Source organism: Grimontia sp. SpTr1, from assembly GCF_947387585.1.
Lineage (GTDB): Bacteria > Pseudomonadota > Gammaproteobacteria > Enterobacterales > Vibrionaceae > Enterovibrio > Enterovibrio indicus.
Genome location: NZ_CANDOD010000002.1, coordinates 110,194 through 126,361, shown reverse-complemented (window position 1 = coordinate 126,361; position 16,168 = coordinate 110,194). Strand labels below are relative to the sequence as shown.

The following is a 16,168-nucleotide window of genomic DNA, read 5'->3' as shown; positions in this document are numbered from 1 at the left end:
GTTATCCCCTCTCAACCAGTTCACGAACCCAAGGACGGTGTGCTTCACGTTGTAGAATTTTGTTTTTTAGTCCCATCAGCGACACGGCACCAAAGAACATAGCAAAGCCCAGAATATTCAAAAGCAAAGGCCACAACATATCTGAAGCAATGGAAGGTTTCGCAAATTTAGTGATCGTCGCGCCTTGGTGCAGCGTGTTCCACCACTCCACTGAAAAGTGAATGATAGGCAGGTTAATCACCCCCACAATCGCCAGAATACCCGCAGCACGACCAGCAGTGCGGTCATCATCAAAGGCGTTGTAAAGCGCGATCACACCAAGATATAGGAACAGGAGAATAAGCTCAGAAGTCAGGCGCGCATCCCATACCCACCAAGCGCCCCACATTGGCTTACCCCAGATAGCCCCAGTCACCAGTGCAATAAAGGTAAATACCGCACCTACAGGCGCCATCGCCGCCGCTGCCCAATCAGACGTCTTGATTTGCCACACTAAGCCAATAAATGCTGCAATGGCCATCGACATGTAAGCGCCCATAGACCAAATCGCTGCAGGAACGTGAATGTAGATGATTCGGAAACTGTCACCTTGCTGGTAGTCCGAAGGCGCGAATGCCAGTCCCCAGATGGTGCCGGTGACCAAAGACAGGGCTGCCAAAACCACAAACCATGGCAACAATGTGTTACAGAGTTGGTAGGTTGCCTCGGGCTTGGCATAGGGGTGAAGCCATTTCCACATTGCAGATATCACTCTCAGTTAATATGTTGTAATAATTAGTATTATTGGATACTCACCCGGAGAGCAGCAGACACTGCAAACGGGGAAAGCGTGGCCGAACCTGCCAGCATCGCACCCAAAATGGCTAGCTGACCATTTATCGGAAATCCACCAGCAGCCATATCAATCGCCGATGTCGCGAAGATAAGGACCGGAATAAACAACGGTAAGACCAGAAGGCTTAGCAATGCGCCGCCCTTTCTCAGTCCTACCGTCAATGCCACACCAATCGCGCCAAGGAAGCTCAGCGTCGGCGTGCCTAACAACAGTGTTAGCACAACGGCTTTGTAAGCTTCCCAGTCTAAAGACAGTAATACCGCCAGAAGCGGACTTATGATCAATAGTGGCAGACCGGTTAGTAGCCAATGTGCAACAATTTTTGCGAAAACCAGAACGGACAACGGTTCTGGCATCAATAGCATCTGCTCTAACGAGCCATCCATAAAGTCATCACGGAACAAGCGATCCAATGACAGTACCGCCGCCAACAATGCAGCTACCCAGATAATACCTGGCGCGATTTCAGCCAGTAAGTTGGGACCCGGTCCGACACCCAATGGAAACAAGGTGATGACAATGATGAAAAACCACAGAGGGTTCAGCATGTCAGATTGGCGACGAAACGCCACGAGCAGCTCGCGACGGATCATGTGAAACATAGCTGATCCCATTACGCCCCCAACCTGATCCGGCGCAAACCCGGGTTGCCTTCGAACATATCTTGGTGGGTGGTAAACAACACCATGCCGCCATTATTTACATGCTGTTGAAAAAGGCTCTCAAGCACCTTTACACCCTGTTTGTCGATGGCGGTTAACGGCTCATCCAAAATCCAAAGTTTAGATTGGCTAATCCAAAGCCTTGCCAATGCAACCCTACGGTTCTGACCAGCAGAAAGCTGCGCGGCAGGCACATCTTCCCTGCCAGCTAGCCCGACACGCGCCAATGCGTCCCAAAGGCGCGATTCATCCGCTTCACCATGCATACGCTGGTAAAATGCCAGATTTTCAAACGCAGTCATCTCACGTTTTACGCCAGTGCTGTGGCCAAGAAACAGTAAATTGCCATAAAACTCTTCTCGGGCTTTATTCACCAATTCTCCGTCCCAGAAGACTTCGCCAGATTCCGCCAGCCCCAACCCGGCAATGATCCGTAACAATGTTGTTTTACCCGCGCCGTTTGGCCCTTCAATTTGGACAAGATCACCGGATGACACCGTAAAACTGAGATCTTCAAACAGCACCCTTTCATCACGGATACAGCTGAGCTCGCGCACTTCCAACATGAGAAATTGGCTTTCCCGATAAAGTTATGAAAAATTTGCCCGATAATACCATAGAGGCGTTTAAAGTCGTTAGCCGCGAGGTCTCGCTAATGTCACTCAAGCAATCAAATCCTACTGATTGATGAGGGCTGGGTATATGCGCTAAGCGTTAATAATTGTGAGTAAATATGAAAATCGACAATATCAATCACATCAATGCATTAGCGCAGGAAACATTGAAGAATGTTCCGGTTAAAAGCCTGCTTGATTTAGGGAAACCATTACAGCAACCCGGTCAGCAGCCCAATCTGAGCGATGGTCAGCGCTCCCAGCTCTCTCAACTCTTGGCACTTTTACCACTCTATTCACTGTTGAAAGGCACACACAGCGAAAACGGATCTTTGCCGCCTGTGATGTTAACTCTGCTGAAGCAGCTCACCATGCCCGCTGATACAAAACTGGCCGCTAAATGGCTTGCCGAGCAGAAAGCGGATAAAGGGTTGCTGGAAGCATTGCGCCAGGCAACCGCACCAGCCAATGAGCAAGAAGGTTCGGGAAAGTTGAAATCTTTGCTGATGCTAATGGCTGAGCAGCGCATCAACGAGCAGACCAAACCCGGTGACTACCATTGGCTGTTTCCTTTCAGGGACAACAACCTCTCCCCGGTACACATTAACGTCGAGAAAAAGACCGGAAGAAAAAAGAAAAAGTTGCGCTGGTGCATCACGCTCAACTTGACTCTGGCTAAGAACCGTCATCTCACTGCGACAGCAGAACTTGAGGACAATTCACTTTCACTCAGTTTTTCTACCGATGCTGATGGCTTGAAAAAGCAGATTGAAACCGCCATGCCCAAACTGGAAGAAAAACTCGCCCAACATCAAATCGCGCTGCAGCAATGTGAAATCAATACGTTAGAAAGCGCACAGACGGGAACCATCTCGTCAGGAGTGAATATTCAGGTATGAAGAAAGCTAAAAGCGCAGTGGCGCTCAAATACGATGGTGTTAATGCGCCCAAGGTCTCTGCCAAAGGCTATGATGCGTTGGCTGAAAAGCTCATCGAGGAAATGGAGAAGAATGGCGGACTCATACATAGTGACGAAGCCCTGATGAATTGGTTGGCGGCATTGGAAGTGGGTGACGAAATCCCTGAACAGCTCTACTTAGTGATCGCAGAATTGATTGCTTTTGCCTGGTACTTAGATGGAAAAACCCCGCCCGGATGGGAAGGGTCCATGGTCAACAAAACGGTTTGACGCCTTGGAATATCCGATTAACGCGTCATGCGCTGCTTTCTGATATTCAATAGAAGTTCTGCTTCTGCTTTCGGCAGATCACACTCTTCCATCAGCTCACGCAGATCGGCACCTAGCTCCACCATTTTACTGGCTCGGCTATAGAGGCGACCATCTGGGTCCTGCATTTCCATCTCGTTCTGTTTGTCGAGCAACTCATCAAAGCGCTGCGAGAGCTCAGCAAGTTTCTGGCTCATGCCAATAGAGCCTGCACGCAGTTCATTAAACTGCTTGGACAGGCCCTCATGCTGTTGACGGGCATTTTTATAAAGTAGCTCCATGGCCTGGAATTTCGCTTCCAGATTCTGGCGCGCTTTTTTTTCCCGTCTCAACATCAACAAGGCAACCACCGCGACACTCAGAGAGATACCCAGTGGTAGCCATTGCAACACCAAGTCGAGCATTACAGCATTGCCATCTCAGACCACTCTTCATCAGAGAGCAGTTTGTTCAGGTCAACCAAAATGAGCAGATGACCGTTACGGTTGCTCACACCTTGAATGAACTTAGCACTTTCATCGGTACCTACGCTTGGCGTGGTGTCGATTTCAGACGTTTTGAGATAAACCACCTCAGCCACACTGTCGACCATGATGCCAATCACTTGAGATTCTGCTTCAATCACGATCACGCGTGTGTTGTCAGACACTTCACCTTGGGCAAGACCAAAACGTGAACGGGTGTCGATAACCGTCACGACATTACCACGCAGGTTAATGATGCCAAGAACGTAATCTGGCGCACCTGGTACCGGCGCAATTTCGGTATAGCGCAATACTTCCCGAACCTGCATAACGTTAATGCCGTAGGTTTCGTCTTCCAGCTGGAAAGTCACCCACTGCAAGACTTCGTCATTCACGTTTTCTTTTTGAACTTCAGCTACCTGAGACATTTATTTTCCTCTTTTCGTGCTGTGCTGCGTCACTTACGCCAACGCATTGGCATCAATACCCTGATTCAGCATGGCAATCAGCGCTTCGACGTGGATCAAGGCGCACATTTTTTCTTTGACTAATCCGGCCAACCAAGGCCGTTTGCCAGCTTGTTCGCGCCATCGCACTTGTTCTCCGTTGAGTGACTCTGTCCCCAGGAGGGCATTGCAAGCCAAGCCCCATTTGCTGTCACCCAAGATCACAATATAACTATAGTCATCGCGATGGTTGTTATCCGCTATTTTTTCCGGCATCACCCATTTGGCGGTATCGACGACATCCAACTGCTGATCCCGCTCTGTTTGCAGACCCAAATACCAATCGGGTCTGCCAATCAGGTGATTGCAGTCTTCGAGTCGGTGAATTCCCCCTAGTTCGGCAAGAGGAACGGCGTATGTCACGCCAAACGATTCGAAGAACAACACCTGAAACGCATATTCAGAAGCGATGTTTTGCCAAGGTGGTGCAACATCTTCCTCGGCCTGAGTTTCCGGCTCGTATGCGGTATCAGTCTCTATATCGACAGTTTCTGCCACTTCTTCAGCAACAGTTTCTTCAATTGCGACTTCAACCTCAGGCTCGGTGATAACCTCAGTGTCGAACGCTTCTTCGACCACAGTATCCACTTCCGTTTCAACCATGGTTTCAAGCTCTTGCTCAACAGCGGTTTCCGCTTCAACCGCCACTTCAGTATCAACGACAGTTTCTACTTCAACAGCAACGTCTGTTTCAACGTCCGTCGCGACTTCGGTCTCCACTTCCGTCTCTACGGTCGTGTCAACAAGCGCTTCCGTGAGAGTCTCGGTGTCCGTTTCTGTCAGAGTCAGCGCTTCAGTGTAGGTTTCGACTGCCAGTTCGCTGTCGACAAGCACGTCCGTTTCCGTCAATTCCTCGACTTCCACTTCCATGTCTTCGTCCAATTTAAGCTGGCTCAGCAGTTTTTCTACCGAAGACATATCGCGTTTGTCTTTCGTCAGCGTCGCACCGCTGAATTTTTCAATCGGTTCCATCACCACAGGTTGCGGCTTCAGCTCAACGCTGGTCTCGCTGTCCTGCGGTGCTACATCCGTGTCATGCTGCTGGGAAAAGTAGTCTTCTTCCAGCAGAGCATCAAAATAGTCATCCAGCGCCTGAACACTGGATAAGGCACGGCTATCTTTCATCCTGTTCAAGTCGCTCCAGATAAGAGAGCAGCGTTTTATAGGCAAACACGCCGCGACAGTTTTTTGCGTAATACGATGGCGGCATGTGTTTTAAACTGGCATCGCGGAATTTGGTATCAATCGGTACCGCGGATGTCCAAACCTGATCCGGATAACGCACTTTAAGCTCTTGCAGTGTTTCCAAAGAAGCGCGGGTACGCTTGTCGTACATGGTCGGGATTATGCAAACCTTGAACGCTGACGCGCGGGACTTTTGCATGATTTGCAACGTCCGCACCATGCGTTCCAAACCTTTCATGGCAAGAAACTCAGTTTGCACGGGGATCAGTATACGGTTGCTTGCTGCCAGTGCATTCACCATCATCACGCCGAGAATAGGCGGACAATCAATCAACGCATAGTCATATTCATCTTCGAGACATGCCAGGGTTTTCTTCAGCATCAAACCCATACCACCGCGGTTGCCCATGGCGCGATCAAGCGTTGCCAGAGACATGTGCGATGGCAAAATATCGAGGTTTTTGTACTCGGTATTAAGGATCAGCGGCTTGACGGTATCACGATTGATAGTTTGCAATTGGAACAGGTCGAACAAGGTGCGTGGCAACTGCTCCGAATCGTAATTCAGATACGTTGTTAGCGATGCATGCGGATCGGTATCGATCAACAATACACGCTTGTTCTTTTCACTGAGAAGCCCAGCGAGGGTAATGGTGGTGGTGGTTTTCCCCACGCCCCCTTTCTGGTTTGCAATGCTCCAGACTATCACAGCCGCTCCTTAAACGAGGTTGAGCTCAACGAGAATACGCTCGGTGATACGATCCAACGGCAAGTCTTCAGTTGAAATTTCCGCTTTAGCAACTGCTTGCGGCATACCGTAAACAACACAGCTTTCTTCGTCCTGTGCCCATACCGTTGAACCTTGTTGTTTCAACAATCTTGCACCGTCTCGGCCATCTGCGCCCATTCCCGTCAACACCATCGACAATACTTTGTCGTTGTAGACTTTGGCTGCAGAGCCGAAGGTTACATCTACGCACGGCTTATAGTTCATACGATCGCCGCCGTCGATAATTTTCACACGAGCCGCCCCTGGGCGTCCATCGATCATCATCTGCATGCCACCCGGTGCCAGATAGGCAGTTCCCGGTTGCAATGGGTCGCCATCTTGCGCTTCTTTCACTGTAATCTTGCAAAGGCCATTGAGGCGCTGGGCAAAAGCAGCCGTAAAGGTGGAAGGCATGTGTTGAATAAGCACGATAGGCATCGGGAAATTCGCAGGAAGTCCCGTCAGCACTTTTTGCAGTGCGACTGGCCCACCTGTTGACGTACCAATCGCCACCAACTGATAACGCTTACCACTGGCTTTGAAGCGTGCCGCAGCAGAAGCGGGCCTAGTCGCTGGTGCAGTAGGCGCAGGTGCCGCTGTGCTTCCCCCGGTTACCGGGCGCACTGGCGCTCGCGCAGTAGGAGCCGCCGTTGGCGCAGCCGTGGCAGGTTTTGCAGATGGAGCAGGTCTTCGCATAAACGCGCGCTTGCGGGCAATTTCGCTCACGCGCTGTTGTAGCAAAGAGACCGCCTCATCACGGTTACGAGCAATGTCTTCGAATTTCTTAGGCAGGAAGTCGAGCGCGCCCGCATCCAAGGCATCAAGTGTGGCTTTGGCCCCATCGTGCGTTAGCGAAGAAAACATCAGTATCGGCGTTGGATTGCTCTGCATGATCTCTCGAACCGCAGTAATACCATCCATCACAGGCATTTCGATGTCCATCGTGATGACATCAGGTTTCAGCTGTGCTGCCTTTTCAACTGCCTCTTTCCCGTTAACCGCACAATCAATGACTTGAAGGCGAGGATCCCCGTTAATAATTTCACTAACACGGCGGCGGAAAAAACTTGAATCGTCCACCACCAAAACTTTCACTGCCATGTCATTCCTTATGATTTTATCGGCCAGCGTATCGCTTGAGAAGATTCGGCACATCAAGAATCAATGCGATGTGGCCATCACTGGTGATGGTTGCACCCGCCATACCCGGCGTACCTTGCAACAATTCATCCAGCGGTTTGATAACCACTTCTTCTTGCCCAATCAGCGAATCGACCACGAAGGCTACTGGCTGGTGTCCCATTTGAATGATGACAACATGCCCGACCTCGCGATTAACCGAACCACGACGAGGACACAGCCAATCTTGCAGATAGAAAAGCGGTATCGCTTTCTCTCTTACAATCAGGGTCAGTTGACCATCAACCGTATTGGTTTTAGACAGGTCCAAACTGATGATTTCATTCACATTCGACAATGGGAACGCGTAGGGGTTATCACCGATACCGACCATCAGAGTCGGCAGGATTGCCAGCGTCAGAGGCACTTTGATTGAGATAATGGTGCCGCGGCCCAGCTCTGAGTCGATAGAAATGGTACCGTTCAGTTGGGTAATCGCCGTTTTCACCACATCCATGCCTACACCACGACCAGAGATATCTGAGATCTCGGTTTTGGTTGAGAAACCTGCTGCAAAAATCAGGTTGTAGGCTTCGGTATCGCTTAGGCGTGCAGCTGCATCTGCATCCATCACACCACGTTCAACGGCGATGGAGCGAAGTTTCTCTGCATCCATACCGCCACCATCATCTTCGATGGTCAACAGAATGTGGTCACCTTCCTGCGAAGCCGCAAGGGTAATCGTACCTGTACGTGGTTTGCCTTTTTCCTCTCGGACATCCGGCATTTCAATACCGTGGTCAACCGAGTTACGCACCAAGTGGACCATTGGGTCTGCCAGAGCCTCAACCAGGTTTTTATCCAAGTCGGTTTCTTCACCGCGCATTTCGAGCACGATGTCTTTTTTCAGGCTTCGCGCCAAGTCACGAACAACGCGAGGGAAACGGCCAAACACCTTCTTAATTGGCTGCATGCGCGTTTGCATCACAGCACCTTGCAGGTCAGCGGTCACCACGTCGAGGTTGGTCACGGCTTTCGCCATGTTTTCGTCGTCGCTGCTTGCACCAAGGCTGACCAGACGGTTACGCACCAGTACCAGCTCACCCACCATGTTCATGATGGTGTCGAGTGTTGAGGTGTTAACACGTACAGTCTGTTCGACTTGAGGTGCAGGCGGCTTTTTGTCGTCAGTTTTTGCTGGCGGCTTAGCAGCCGGCGCAGGCGGTTTCGCTGCAGCAGGCTCTGCTTTTGGTGCTGGAGCTGGTGCAGGTTTTGGCTCTGCTTTCGGCGGCGGAGGTGGTGCCGAAGCCGCAGGGGCTGCACCACTGGCAATAGGGCTTTTACCCTTGCCGTGCAAATCATCCAACAGCTTTTCAAATTCATCGTCGGTGATTTCATCACTGGCAGGGCTTTCTACTGACGCGTTTTGTGGCGGTGGTGTCGCTGCTTCTGCCGCGCCGCCAGCCAGTGGGCCTTTACCCGTGCCATGCAAGTCATCAAGCAGTTTTTCGAATTCATCGTCAGTGATGTCATCGCCACCACCCGCCGCGTCGGCTGCTGGTGCAGGTGCGCTGCCACCGGCTTGCGGGCCTTTGCCTGCGCCGTGAAGTTCATCCAGAAGTCGATCAAATTCGTCATCTGTAATTTCGTCGACAGAGTCACCAGCAATCGCTTCACCGCCTTCAGCAGGGGCTTCAGCCACCACTTCTGGTTCAGGTTCTGGCTCTGGTTCCGGCTCGGGTTCTGGTGCAGGGGCAGCCGCTTCTACCGCTTCATCTTCTGACGCAGGACGGCTGTATCTGTGTAGTGCCTCAATCAATGCCGGGTCTGCCGCAGGGACTGGCTCGCGCTCCTGAACACAAGCGAACTGCTCGTTAACCGTGTCCAACGACTGGAGGATAGTATCCATGACATCCGCAGTGAGTTCGCGGCCACCGTTACGCAGGTTATCGAAGATATTCTCTGCACCGTGACAGGTTTCTACCAGTTCGGTGAGTGAAAGGAAACCTGCACCACCTTTAACGGTATGGAAACCACGGAAGATTGCATTGAGCAGGTCTCTGTCATCCGGTGTTTTTTCCAGATCGACGAGTTGCTCCGACAGCAACTCCAAAATCTCACCGGCTTCAATTAAGAAGTCCTGGAGGATTTCTTCATCCATTTCAAAACTCATAACGCACCCCTAAAAGCCCAGGCTGGAAAGCAGGTCATCGACGTCATCCTGACTTTGCATCACTTGTTTCTCTTGACGCTCTTTCTCGGAGACCACTGGACCTTCAGCCACAATGCCAGATTGCTGTTGTTCTGCTTCTGTTTCTGGTTCTTTCTGCTCTTCGTCAAGACCAAAGGCAGTGAGGATTTCAACCAGTTGTTTTTCTACTTCTTGCACCAATTCGATGACGCGGCGAATAACTTGTCCAGTCAGATCCTGGAAGTCTTGAGCCATCAGAATTTCGGTCAGTTGACCGTGGAGTTTGGTGGTATCTCCTTCGACTTGTGTCAGTAAACCATCGATTTGGTGACACAAATCTTTGAAACTTGTTATGTCAATCCGCCCCCCCATAAGGTTGTTCCACTGAGGTCGAACCTGGGCAAGGCATTCTTGTAGGTTGTCGGCGATAGGAAGGGTTGCTTCCACTGCATCCATAGTTCGGTTCGCAGCAAGTTCCGTTTTTTCCATCACGAAGTTCAGGCGATCTTTCGCATCTGGGATCTCGCTGGTAGCCAGATCACTGACGCGAGGATCTAAACGGAAGTTGGACAACGAGTCATGCAGTTGCCGGGTCAGTTTTCCTACCTCATTGAAGAGCGGATTGCGCACATCACTGGCCAGCTTAGCCAGTAATTCATTCGCGCCGTCCTGATTCCCTTCTTCGAGCAAACTGACCAATTCTTTAGCTTGGTCGAGAGTTATCATCTAAATAATCCTTCACTGCGCGAAGAGGAAAATCACATGCGCTCGAAAATCTTGTCCAGCTTTTCTTTGAGCGTAGCGGCAGTAAACGGCTTGACGATGTAACCATTCACACCAGCCTGAGCAGCTTCAACAATTTGCTCACGCTTAGCTTCTGCGGTGATCATCAGCACTGGAAGATGCTTGAGCTCATCATCAGCACGGATGTTCTTCAGAAGGTCAATACCCTGCATGCCAGGCATGTTCCAGTCAGTAACGACGAAATCAATACCGCCTTTCTTGAGGATTGGCAGTGCTGTTAAGCCGTCATCTGCTTCAACGGTGTTGTTGAAACCCAGATCTCGAAGGAGGTTTTTTACGATACGGCGCATTGTTGAAAAGTCATCAACAACGAGGATTTTCATATTTGTGTTCAAAGTGGCCTCCAGTGAGGTTCCTTATTATTGTAGAAACTTACTTCGACCAAGCGGAAAGCTTGGTCCGTAACCGCTGCATTGCCTGATTTTGTATCTGGCAAACCCGGGATTCACTCACCCCGATAATGGCCCCTATCTCCTTGAGGTTAAGTTCCTCGTCGTAATAGAGAGAGAGTACCAAAGCTTCTCTTTCAGGAAGTCCGCGGATGGCATTCGCTAAGTGCGATTTGAAGCTATCCCCGGCAACCTCCTCAAAGGGAAGGTTTTCGTCGCGATGACTTTCTGTTACGAAAGCATCTTCTGAGACGCCCAGATCATCGATACCAATGAGTCTGCCTGCATTGATGTCGTTTTGAGCCTGATAGTATTGATCCAGACTCATCCCCAGGCGTTTCGCTATTTCTTTATCGTTAGGGTCTCGCCCTAACTCGCCTTCCAGCTGTGAAATCACTTCGCTGATCTGACGGTTATTCTTATGTACCGAGCGCGGTACCCAGTCACCTTTGCGGATATCGTCCAACATCGCGCCGCGAATGCGGATACCGGCATAGGTTTCGAAACTCGCCCCTTTTGAAGGGTCGTAGTTTTGTTGCGCTTCGAGCAGACCAATCATGCCCGCCTGAATGAGATCTTCAACCTGCACATTCGGGGGCAAACGGGCGATCAGGTGGTGGGCAATTCGCTTCACTAATGTGGAGTATTGCTCAAACACCGTCTCCGTTGATGCTCCAGTCCTGCTGTAGGTCAGCGCCCTATTCACTGAGGTAATCCCCCGCTGCTTCGTCTCGAACCAGCAGTCTCTCAACAAAAAACTCTAAGTGTCCGCCCGGATTTCGTGGCACAGGCCATGTCAGGGCCTTGTTTGCCAGCGCATTGAGTGCAAGCGCGGCTGGAGACTTAGGGAACGCATCAATCACGACACGTTGCTTCTTCACAGATTGACGCACATGTTCGTCAAGTGGAACACATGCTACTAATTCTAGATTAGCATTTAAAAATCTTTCTGTTACACGAGTTAATTTTGTAAATAAATCGCGACCCTCGCGATAACTGCGCACCATGTTGGCGACAACCTTGAAGCGGGTCACGCCATGTTCACGGCTCAGCAGCTTGATCAGGGCGTAGGCATCAGTGATAGAAGTTGGCTCATCGCAAACCACAATCAATACGTCCTGCGCCGCGCGGGAGAAACTCAACACCATGTCCGATATACCTGCCGCGGTGTCCACCAGCAGTACATCGACATCTTCTTCAAGCGTACCGAATGCACGAATAAGACCTGCATGCTGCGCGGTGCTTAACTCTGTCATTCCACGCATGCCTGAGGACGCAGGAATAATCTTCATGCCATGTGGACCTTCAACAATAATGTCTTTCAGGTCGCAGACGCCTTGCATCACGTGGCTGAGGTTTTTACCTACCCGCAAGCCCAGCAGGACGTCGACATTGGCCAATCCTAAGTCAGCATCCAACACCATCACTTTTTTACCTTGTTTGGCCATGGCTGCTGCCATACCCAAAGTGATGTTGGTTTTACCTACCCCGCCTTTACCACCAGTAACAGTAATAACTTTGGTGCGAGTCGGGTTGGTCAGGCGGCGGAGGCCGCTTGCTTGATCATGCATGGTTGTCTCAATCATAAAAGTCCGCCGCATTCGACTCTGGTACATCATGACTCCAGAAATGGTTTCGCTGCTCTGAATCTTGATCCATCAGTTCACTCGCCTTGTTAACCAGGTATCTCCCACTTGCCTGGCGAATGTCCTCGGGTACACGCTGGCCATCAGCCAGATAGGTAACCGGAAGGGCGTTTTCTATGGTCACACTCAATAATTCCCCCAGACTGAGGGATTCATCCAACTTCGTCAGTACACACCCTGAGAGGGGAATACGTCGGAAGTGATCAATAGTCTCCTGCAGCACGCGACGCTGAGAGGTCGCTGGCAATACAAGAAGGCTTCGGATATGTGAACCACTGTTTTGGATAAGAGTATCAAGTTGTTCTGATAGCCTCAGATCTCGCTGGCCCATGCCTGCGGTATCCAACAGGATCAGTCGACGGTGACGTAACTGATACAGTATATCGGCCAGTTCATCCGCATCTTTAGCAACTTTTACGGGGCAACCCAAAATTCTGCCATAGGTTGCCAATTGCTCATGTGCGCCAATACGGAAGGTATCAGTTGTCACAAGGGCAATTTCTTCAGGGCCGAAGTCCATTGCGGCTCTGGCTGCTAGTTTTGCGATGGTCGTTGTTTTGCCCACACCGGTAGGACCAAGCAGTGCAATCACACCGCCTGACTCCAGTAGGTTCTCACTGGTGGTAATGACTTGATCTGCCACTAAATCCAGTAACTCCGACCACGCTTCATTCGGTGGTGTGTCTTCCGGGATATAACCCGCTAGCTGGTCAGCCAGTACCGGGGAGATACCCATTTTTTCCAGACGTTTGATCAGCATGGCGCGAAGCGGCTCTTTGCGCTCCACTTCCTGCCACATCAGACCGGAAAGCTGGTGTTCAAGCAGGCTGCGAATCGTCGCCATTTCTTTACGCATCGCTTCAATTTCTTCATTGCCTTGACGCGAAGGCTGACGACGTTGTTCGGTGCGCAGTTCAAAACGGTCATCACGACCCGGTGCGCGGCGATCTTGCTCGTCACGTTTTTGACGTAACAGGCGTTCAATCTCTTGCCCTTTTGCCTGCTGCTGAGCGCGGGAGAAACCATTGTTGCCGTTGTTTGCCCCGTTGCGGTTGCCATTGTTCTGTCCATTGTGACCATTTTGGCCATTCGGACGGCGGGCTGGCGCAGCGTTGTAGGTATTTTCGTTTTGACGAAGACGGGCATCATTTTGACGCGCCAACAATGCGCTTAAAGAATCTGCTTCCTGCTGAGGTTCATCGGCTGCGCTATTTTCCGGCAGTTGCGACTGATAGCGGTCAAGCAAGCTGGAGAACTTGCTGCCCAGTGCGCCTCCAAGTGGTTTGCGCGCAGCTTCTTTGCTGATGTCACGGCGCAGATGCACAGTATCATCAGCGAGTCGGCGTGTTTGTTGAGCGCGGTCCATGCTCTGCGCCATCTGCGTTTTCGCCGCTTCTTTGCGCACATCACGGGTTGGTGCGTCAGTATCTACTGCCGCCACGATTTCGACACCGCCAGTCACTTTTTTGTTGGACATGATAACTGCGTCTGCGCCGAGTGCTTCTTTCACTTCGGCCAGCGCTGTTCGCATGTCTTTGGCAAAAAATCGTTTAATCTTCAAAATCGTCGTCCTGAGTTACTGATGCCGCACATCAGTTGCCAACCGCTCTTACAATTCTTATTTGTTTTTCATCCGGCACTTCCTGATAAGACAGGACTCGCAGCGACGGAATGGTGTTCTTCACAAATTTCGCCAGTGTGGACCGCAGTACCCCTGAAGTCAGCAGGACGGCCGGTTCACCTTGCAGTTCCTGATGCTGGGTTGCTTCTGACAGGCTTTGTTGCAATCTTTCTGCCAGCCCCGGTTCAATACCGGTTGATTCACCACCTGACGCTTGCATAGTTTTATGCAATATCTGTTCCAGTTCGGGAACCAAAGTAATAACCGGCAATTCTGGCTCTACCCCATTGATTTCCTGAACAATCAGACGTCGAAGTGAAATTCGGACTGCCGCCGTCAAAATGTCGGGATCTTGACTCTTCGGCGCGTACTCAGAGAGTGTCTGTATAATAGTCCGTACATCGCGGATAGGAATCGCTTCATTGAGAAGGTTCTGCATAACCTTGACCACGGCACCGAGGGTGATTTGATCAGGGATAAGCCCCTCCACCAATCGAGGAGACTGCTTAGCCAGCATATCAATAAGGTTCTGCGCTTCTTCGTGGCCCAGCAGGCGCTCAGCGTTGTTGGTCAGCATCTGGCTCAAGTGGGTTGCCAGCACGGTCGCGGAATCAACCACCGTGTAGCCAAGTGCCTGGGCATGTTCGCGCTGTGATTTTTCAATCCATACCGCTTCCAGCCCAAATGCCGGGTCAACCGTGCCTTCACCATCAACCGGCCCAAACACCTGACCCGGGTTAATCGCCAGTTCTTTGTCAGGGCGGATATCTGCCTCACCGACCGCAACGCCCATCAGAGTAATGCGATAGCTGTTCGGTGGCAGTTCCAGGTTGTCACGGATGTGGACAGGAGGGATAAGGAAGCCGAAGTCTTGCGACAGCTTCTTACGTACACCTTTCACGCGATCAAGCAACTCACCACCTTGGTCACGGTCAACCATAGGGATCAAGCGATAACCCACTTCCAAACCAATCACATCAACAGGCTGCACGTCGTCCCAAGACAGCTCTTTCGGCTTCGGCGGTGCCACTTCTTTGGTCGGCGCGGCTTCCGCTTCTTTCTTGATTCGGGCTTGCTCTTTGGTTTTCCAGTAAGCGAAACCACCACAAACCAGCGCTAGCGTTAAAAATGGAATGTGAGGCATGCCAGGCACAATACCCATCACGGTCAGAATGCCGGTCGCAATGATCAGTGCACGAGGGTTATCTACCAGTTGGAAGACCAGCTGTTGACCCATGTCTTCGTCAGTGTTCTGACGGGTCACCATGATGGCGGCGCCAATCGACAGCAAGAGTGAAGGGATTTGAGCAACCAGACCATCACCGATGGTCAGAAGGGTGTAGATTTCAATCGCGTCAGAGAAACTGACGTCATGCTGAATCATACCGATGGAGAGACCACCGATAATGTTAATCGCCAGGATAAGGATACCGGCGATGGCATCACCTTTAACGAATTTTGACGCACCGTCCATCGAACCGTAGAAGTCAGCTTCTTTGGTGACTTCCTGACGACGGGTACGAGCCTGATCCTGATTAATCAGGCCAGCATTCAAATCCGCATCGATAGCCATTTGCTTACCCGGCAAGGCGTCGAGGGTGAAGCGCGCGCTCACCTCGGAGATACGGCCCGCACCTTTGGTCACAACCATGAAGTTGATGATCATCAGGATAAGGAACACCACCAGACCGACGGCGTAGTTACCGCCAATCACGACCGAACCAAACGCATCAATCACCTGACCCGCTGCGCCTGGGCCTTCATGGCCATGAAGCAGCACCACACGAGTGGAAGCCACGTTCAATGCCAGTCGCATCAGGGTAGCTATCAGCAACACTGTCGGGAATGCGGCGAAATCGAGCGGTCTACGGGTGTAAACGGTAACCAACAGCACGACCAGAGAAAGGGCAATGTTAAAAGAGAACATCAGGTCGAGCAGCAACGGCGGCATAGGCAGCACCACCATCGCAAGGGTTGAGAGTACGAGGAGCGGTGCACCAATCGCTGGGAATGCATTCCCTCGCTTGAATGGGTTTTTGTCCTGTACCTTGTCGTAGAACGGCAAAGAAAGCTTCATGTGTCGTTTTAGGTTCTTCTGGGCTTAATCACTGAAGACCTCAGAAGCAAAAAACGAA

At 51.1% G+C, this 16,168-nt stretch carries 17 protein-coding genes; 2 read left to right on the top strand and 15 right to left on the bottom strand.

All coding sequences use genetic code 11. The annotated features are described in order from the left end of the window. Nucleotide 1: 1 nt before the first annotated feature. From QL223_RS04795 to ccmA, 3 genes are read right to left on the bottom strand one after another with little or no spacing between them, the layout of a single operon-like run. A complete protein-coding gene (locus QL223_RS04795) occupies nucleotides 2-739 on the bottom strand; it encodes a heme ABC transporter permease (protein ID WP_046302933.1) in 738 nt (245 codons plus the stop codon). Between the two features lie 41 nt (nucleotides 740-780). After that, nucleotides 781-1,449 carry a heme exporter protein CcmB gene (gene ccmB / locus QL223_RS04790; protein WP_281544058.1) on the bottom strand — a complete coding sequence of 223 codons (669 nt, stop codon included), beginning with the start codon at nucleotides 1,447-1,449 and terminating at the stop codon, nucleotides 781-783. Then, the gene (gene ccmA, locus QL223_RS04785) at nucleotides 1,449-2,063 is read right to left on the bottom strand and encodes a cytochrome c biogenesis heme-transporting ATPase CcmA (RefSeq protein ID WP_281544057.1); all 615 of its coding nucleotides are present in this window, start codon (nucleotides 2,061-2,063) and stop codon (nucleotides 1,449-1,451) included. Before ccmA ends, ccmB begins: the two co-directional genes overlap by 1 nt. Before the next feature lie 167 nt (nucleotides 2,064-2,230). Here ccmA and QL223_RS04780 point away from each other — a divergent pair, with 167 nt between their 5' ends. Both QL223_RS04780 and QL223_RS04775 read left to right on the top strand, forming a co-directional pair. Further along, a complete protein-coding gene (locus QL223_RS04780) occupies nucleotides 2,231-3,010 on the top strand; it encodes a flagellar hook-length control protein FliK (RefSeq protein WP_281544056.1) in 780 nt (259 codons plus the stop codon). After that, on the top strand, nucleotides 3,007-3,300 hold the full coding sequence (locus tag QL223_RS04775; protein WP_002537839.1) for an EscU/YscU/HrcU family type III secretion system export apparatus switch protein: 294 nt from the start codon (nucleotides 3,007-3,009) through the stop codon (nucleotides 3,298-3,300). Before QL223_RS04780 ends, QL223_RS04775 begins: the two co-directional genes overlap by 4 nt. Nucleotides 3,301-3,317: 17 nt before the next feature. Here QL223_RS04775 and QL223_RS04770 read toward each other — a convergent pair whose 3' ends face one another. From QL223_RS04770 to flhA, 12 genes are read right to left on the bottom strand one after another with little or no spacing between them, the layout of a single operon-like run. Further along, a complete protein-coding gene (locus tag QL223_RS04770; protein WP_002537840.1) occupies nucleotides 3,318-3,743 on the bottom strand; it encodes a DUF2802 domain-containing protein in 426 nt (141 codons plus the stop codon). Further along, nucleotides 3,743-4,231 carry a chemotaxis protein CheW gene (locus QL223_RS04765; RefSeq protein WP_002537841.1) on the bottom strand — a complete coding sequence of 163 codons (489 nt, stop codon included), beginning with the start codon at nucleotides 4,229-4,231 and terminating at the stop codon, nucleotides 3,743-3,745. Before QL223_RS04765 ends, QL223_RS04770 begins: the two co-directional genes overlap by 1 nt. A gap of 33 nt (nucleotides 4,232-4,264) precedes the next feature. Continuing rightward, on the bottom strand, nucleotides 4,265-5,434 hold the full coding sequence (locus QL223_RS04760) for a chemotaxis protein CheW (protein ID WP_281544055.1): 1,170 nt from the start codon (nucleotides 5,432-5,434) through the stop codon (nucleotides 4,265-4,267). Further along, entirely contained in the window at nucleotides 5,424-6,203 is a 780-nt protein-coding gene (locus QL223_RS04755) for a ParA family protein (protein WP_002537843.1), read from the bottom strand. The genes QL223_RS04760 and QL223_RS04755 overlap by 11 nt, the downstream gene beginning before the upstream one ends. A gap of 9 nt (nucleotides 6,204-6,212) precedes the next feature. Then, entirely contained in the window at nucleotides 6,213-7,364 is a 1,152-nt protein-coding gene (locus QL223_RS04750) for a chemotaxis response regulator protein-glutamate methylesterase (protein ID WP_281544054.1), read from the bottom strand. Between the two features lie 16 nt (nucleotides 7,365-7,380). Then, complete coding sequence (locus tag QL223_RS04745; protein ID WP_002537847.1) at nucleotides 7,381-9,555, bottom strand: chemotaxis protein CheA; 2,175 nt, start codon at nucleotides 9,553-9,555, stop codon at nucleotides 7,381-7,383. Between the two features lie 9 nt (nucleotides 9,556-9,564). Then, the gene (locus QL223_RS04740) at nucleotides 9,565-10,299 is read right to left on the bottom strand and encodes a protein phosphatase CheZ (protein WP_002537848.1); all 735 of its coding nucleotides are present in this window, start codon (nucleotides 10,297-10,299) and stop codon (nucleotides 9,565-9,567) included. Nucleotides 10,300-10,331: 32 nt separating this feature from the next. Further along, entirely contained in the window at nucleotides 10,332-10,700 is a 369-nt protein-coding gene (gene cheY / locus QL223_RS04735) for a chemotaxis response regulator CheY (RefSeq protein ID WP_002537850.1), read from the bottom strand. Between the two features lie 49 nt (nucleotides 10,701-10,749). Further along, nucleotides 10,750-11,472 carry an RNA polymerase sigma factor FliA gene (locus QL223_RS04730; RefSeq protein ID WP_039849820.1) on the bottom strand — a complete coding sequence of 241 codons (723 nt, stop codon included), beginning with the start codon at nucleotides 11,470-11,472 and terminating at the stop codon, nucleotides 10,750-10,752. Then, the gene (locus tag QL223_RS04725) at nucleotides 11,465-12,352 is read right to left on the bottom strand and encodes a MinD/ParA family protein (RefSeq protein ID WP_046302928.1); all 888 of its coding nucleotides are present in this window, start codon (nucleotides 12,350-12,352) and stop codon (nucleotides 11,465-11,467) included. Before QL223_RS04725 ends, QL223_RS04730 begins: the two co-directional genes overlap by 8 nt. Beyond that, a complete protein-coding gene (flhF, locus tag QL223_RS04720; protein WP_002537854.1) occupies nucleotides 12,345-13,973 on the bottom strand; it encodes a flagellar biosynthesis protein FlhF in 1,629 nt (542 codons plus the stop codon). The genes QL223_RS04725 and flhF overlap by 8 nt, the downstream gene beginning before the upstream one ends. A 31-nt stretch (nucleotides 13,974-14,004) precedes the next feature. Continuing rightward, complete coding sequence (gene flhA / locus QL223_RS04715; RefSeq protein ID WP_002537856.1) at nucleotides 14,005-16,110, bottom strand: flagellar biosynthesis protein FlhA; 2,106 nt, start codon at nucleotides 16,108-16,110, stop codon at nucleotides 14,005-14,007. Between the last annotated feature and the right edge of the window lie 58 nt (nucleotides 16,111-16,168).